Here is a 4338-nt window from a genome sequence, read left to right on the forward strand (position 1 = left end):
CCGCGCTGCTTGAGGGCCTTGTTATAAGAGGGCCAGTTGGTGATTTTAAAATTTTGTTTTGCCATGGAGACCTGATTTTGAAACAACTGTGGTGATCTGCTCCGATGATTACCCAAAAGTTCTATTTATTCAACAAAGCCGCCTTTGGCCCCAAACACAAAGATGATCAGTGTTTGAATCAGCACAAACAGGTTTTCGAAACCCATAATGGACGGCTTGAGGATGCGATTGTTGGTCACCGTTTGAAACAGCAGCGTGGAGGTGCTGGCGGCAAATGCCACCAGCAGCATGGTGGCTAACGTCAGACCACGATGCAGCAGAATGTACTGCAAATTGCTGCCGAGTTTGATGGTCATAAAAATAACGATCGTCGTCAACGCCAACGCGCCGAGTAACCACAAGCGTTTCGCAGGCGTAGCGATAACGGCCATCAATCCGCTATCGCTGCGGGATAGTTTTATCTCGTTAACTGACATGGCGTTTTTGACTCAACAACAGGATAAGGAACACCACCGCACCAATGACGCCCAGAATCACACTCACAGGTATCTCAAACGGATAACGAATCACCCGCCCAATCACGTCGCACAGCAACACCAATCCCCCGCCAAGCAGGCACACCCAGGGAATGGTTTTACGCACATTGTCACCAAGCAGCATACTGATCAGGTTAGGCACAATCAGACCGAGGAAAGGCAGCGTACCGACCACCACCATCACCACCCCGCTGATGATGGCAATAATTGCCAGCCCGAGCAGCATCACTTGTCGATAGTTGAGACCGACGTTGACGGAAAACTCGCGCCCCATGCCCGCAACAGTGAAGCGATCTGCCGTCCAGCAGGCAATCAGCGTAAGAATACCCACCAGCCACAGCAGTTCGTAACGTCCGCGCAGCACACCGGAGAAATCACCTGACTCCCAGCCGCTTAGCGACTGCAACAGGTCAAAATGCATCGCAGCGAAGGTGGTTATCGCGCCGATCACCGCGCCCAGCATAATACCTAACAACGGCACCACCAGCGCCGATTTCAGCACGATGCGCCGCAACAGCAGCATAAACAACACGGTGCCTGCCATGGCAAACAGACTAGCAACGGTCATTTTCACCAGCAGTGAGGCGGAGGGCATTAATACCATCACCACCAGCAACCCTAGGCTGGCGGACTGTGTGGTCCCCGCCATCGATGACTCGACAAAGCGATTCTGCGTCAACAACTGCATGATCAAACCTGCCACGCTCATGGCACCGCCCGCCAGCGTGCGCGGAACACGGCTGATCAAAAAGATATCGCGCATAATCGGGTCGCGCCACACGGCATCCAGAGTCACCTGACCGGCACCAACGAAAAGGCTGGCAACGATCATCCCGGCCAACAGGATAAATACAGCCGACAAATAGACAGGTTTCATGGCTAGCATCATGCTGTCAGATTACTTCTTGTCTAACGCTTTATTGACGTCATCAATCAGATGCGAATAGCTCTGTAAGCCACCTGCTATGTAGAGTGACGCTGAATCAAGATACACCACGTGCTGGTTCTGCCATGCTTTGGTTTTCGTCACCAACGGGTTATCCAATACTTGCTGAGCAGGCAAGCCATCTGTGGTGCCGATAGCACTGTCACGGTCTAATACAAACAGCCATTCAGGATTGATGCTCAGCAACAGTTCTGCGGTAACCACGTTGCCATGGCGATCCTGATCGGGAAATTCAGTGGCCGTAGCGAACCCCAATTCGTCAAACACAAAACCAAAGCGTGATTTAGGACCATAGGCAGAAATCTTGCCGCCATTGACCATCAGCACCATGGCCGTACCTGCCTGCCCCGCTTTTTCACGGGTTTGCGCGGCGCGTTGTTTGAAATCGTCGATCTTGGCTTTGACTTCATCCTGTTTGCCGAAAATCTCGCCCAGTTGCTCAATGCGATGGATAAAGCTCGGCATAAATTGCTGCTCATCAACATCCAGAGAAATGGTCGGCGCAATGCCGCTCAGTTTGTCATAGGCATCACGAGCGCGACCGCCGGCAATAATCAAATCCGGTTTGGCGCTGCTCAGCGCTTCATAATTGGGTTCAAACAGGGTGCCTGCATTCAGGTATTCACTGCCGGAGTACTTGGCAAGAAAAGGAGGAAGATGTGCGCTGCTCTGTGGCACGCCTGCTACCGGGATCTGCAATGCATCCAGCGTATCCAGGATGGCGGGATCAAACACGACAACTTTTTTCGGATGCAGCGGCACCGTTGTTACCCCTTGGGCATGTTCAACGCTAATGGTTGAACTGTCGGTAGAGGACGTCTCTGACTGATCGCACCCTGCTACTACCAGCAGAGAAGCTAACAGCGTCGTTTTAATCGCACTGGAAAACCGCATCATCGTCTCCTTGTTAATTGCCTTCCAGCACTGCACTGCGTGCCAGAAGGAATTTAATTATCATTCGCATTAAAGTGCGAAATTGTAACGAATGATGGTGTGAATGCATAGGGATTCCTGCCCCTTAGGAATTGATGCACATCAGGAAACCCGCACAGAACCTCATTTCAATGGTATTCTTGAGTCTTATCCGGACGAACGGCACACCCAAGGACAGTCGAGCGACAGTGAATATGGCCGATACCACACAACCCACGTTTTTCATCCATGATTATGAAACCTTCGGTAAACACCCTGCCCGTGATCGCCCGGCACAGTTTGCCGGTGTGCGTACCGATATGGACTTCAATATCATTGGTGAGCCGCTGGTGATTTACTGCCAGCCCACGGATGACTACCTGCCCGAACCGGAAGCGGTGCTGATCACCGGAATTACGCCGCAACTCGCACAAGCAAAAGGGGTTTGCGAAGCGGAATTCGCGCGCCAGATTCATGCCGCCTTCAGTGTGCCGAACACCTGCATCATGGGGTACAACAATATTCGCTTCGACGATGAGGTGAGCCGCAACATTTTCTACCGCAATTTCTACGATCCCTATGCGTACAGTTGGCAACACGGCAATTCTCGCTGGGATTTGTTGGATGCACTGCGCGCTTGCTACGCTTTGCGCCCGGACGGCATCGAGTGGCCGCTAAATGATGACGGCTTGCCCAGCTTTCGCCTGGAGCATCTGACACAGGCCAATGGCGTCGCGCACGAACACGCCCACGATGCCATGTCCGATGTGTATGCCACCATTGCCATGGCGAAGTTGTTTAAGCAAGCCCAGCCGAAACTGTTCCAGTATCTGTTTGCGCTGCGCAATAAAAACAAAGTCAGTCAGCTTATCGATATTCCCCAAATGAAACCGCTGGTACATGTCAGCGGGATGTTTGGCGCGGCGCGTGGCAATACCAGTTGGGTGGTGCCGCTGGCCTGGCACCCGGAAAATCGCAATGCGGTGATCCTGTGCGATCTGGCCGGTGATATCACCCCGCTGCTTGAACTGGATGCTGATGCGCTCCGTGAACGGCTCTATACCCCGCGTGAGCGTCTGGCTCCCGAGCAAAGCCCGGCCCCCGTCAAACTGGTGCATATCAATAAATGCCCGGTGCTGGCCCCCGCCAACACTCTGCGCCCAGAAGATGCTGCTCGACTGGGGATCGATCGCCAGCGTTGTCTCGATAACTTGGCGGTGTTACGTCAACGCAGCGATCTTCGCGAAAAAGTGGTGGAGCTCTATGCCGATGCGCCGCCCTTTACGCCGGACAGTGACGTGGATATGCGGTTATACGATGGTTTTTTTGGCGATGCCGACCGGGCTGCCATGAACATTATTCAGCAGACGGCAGCAAAGAACCTGCCTGCGTTGGATCTGTCATTTAATGACAATCGCGTCGCGCACTTATTATTCCGTTATCGCGCAAGAAACTTTCCCGGCACCTTGGATGACAGTGAGCAACAGCGTTGGTTACAGCACCGCAAAGTGGTATTCAAGCCCGAACGTCTTCAAGACTATGTCTCATATTTACAAGAACTTTATGCTCAGCACGAAAACGACAAGCGTAAAGCCGAGTTACTAAAAGCCCTATTCGTCTATACACAGACATTGGTCGGCTGATTTTTCTACGGTGTTAAAGACAAAAAAGCCGGTTCGCATCGTGAACCGGCTCAAGGTCGAACCGTGCTGTTAACCGCTATATTTTCACAGCAGCTCTTCGCTGCACTGCTGCACCGGCTCACGGAAAGTGCGTGTCACAAACGCCAGGTAGATCAGGGCGTTGTTGAATAAATCAGAACTTGTAACGACTGCGCCCCATACGGGTCGATTGTTACGTGATGCGAATACTGTTCGGCATTCCTAATAGCGTGATCCGGTTAAGCGCTTTGACCATGGCCACGGCTTCACCCACCTGAGCATC

At 52.5% G+C, this 4338-nt stretch carries 3 protein-coding genes and 1 pseudogene; 1 reads left to right on the top strand and 3 read right to left on the bottom strand.

Going from position 1 to position 4338, the window contains the following annotated elements; genetic code table 11:
• Positions 1–158 precede the first annotated feature (158 nt).
• The 3 genes and pseudogenes from QZ506_RS09725 to QZ506_RS09735 form a co-directional block, all read right to left on the bottom strand.
• Positions 159–431, bottom strand: a pseudogene (locus QZ506_RS09725) (iron chelate uptake ABC transporter family permease subunit); the annotation flags it as partial.
• A gap of 34 nt (positions 432–465) precedes the next feature.
• The gene (locus QZ506_RS09730) at positions 466–1413 is read right to left on the bottom strand and encodes an iron chelate uptake ABC transporter family permease subunit (protein WP_291970694.1); all 948 of its coding nucleotides are present in this window, start codon (positions 1411–1413) and stop codon (positions 466–468) included.
• 21 nt (positions 1414–1434) lie between these two features.
• Positions 1435–2376, bottom strand: a complete 942-nt coding sequence (locus tag QZ506_RS09735) for a siderophore ABC transporter substrate-binding protein (protein ID WP_291970691.1) — start codon at positions 2374–2376, stop codon at positions 1435–1437.
• A gap of 233 nt (positions 2377–2609) precedes the next feature.
• Between QZ506_RS09735 and sbcB the strand changes: the two genes are divergently transcribed.
• The gene (sbcB, locus tag QZ506_RS09740) at positions 2610–4037 is read left to right on the top strand and encodes an exodeoxyribonuclease I (RefSeq protein ID WP_291970693.1); all 1428 of its coding nucleotides are present in this window, start codon (positions 2610–2612) and stop codon (positions 4035–4037) included.
• The last annotated feature ends 301 nt before the right edge of the window (positions 4038–4338 follow it).

It is taken from the genome of Candidatus Symbiopectobacterium sp. (assembly GCF_020054415.1).
Lineage (GTDB): Bacteria > Pseudomonadota > Gammaproteobacteria > Enterobacterales > Enterobacteriaceae > Symbiopectobacterium.

Coding starts and splice junctions, on each gene's coding strand:
- QZ506_RS09735 (WP_291970691.1), bottom strand. CDS start 2,376: ATGCGGTTTTCCAGTGCGATTAAAACGACGCTGTTAGCTTCTCTGCTG.
- sbcB (WP_291970693.1), top strand. CDS start 2,610: ATGGCCGATACCACACAACCCACGTTTTTCATCCATGATTATGAAACC.
- QZ506_RS09730 (WP_291970694.1), bottom strand. CDS start 1,413: ATGAAACCTGTCTATTTGTCGGCTGTATTTATCCTGTTGGCCGGGATG.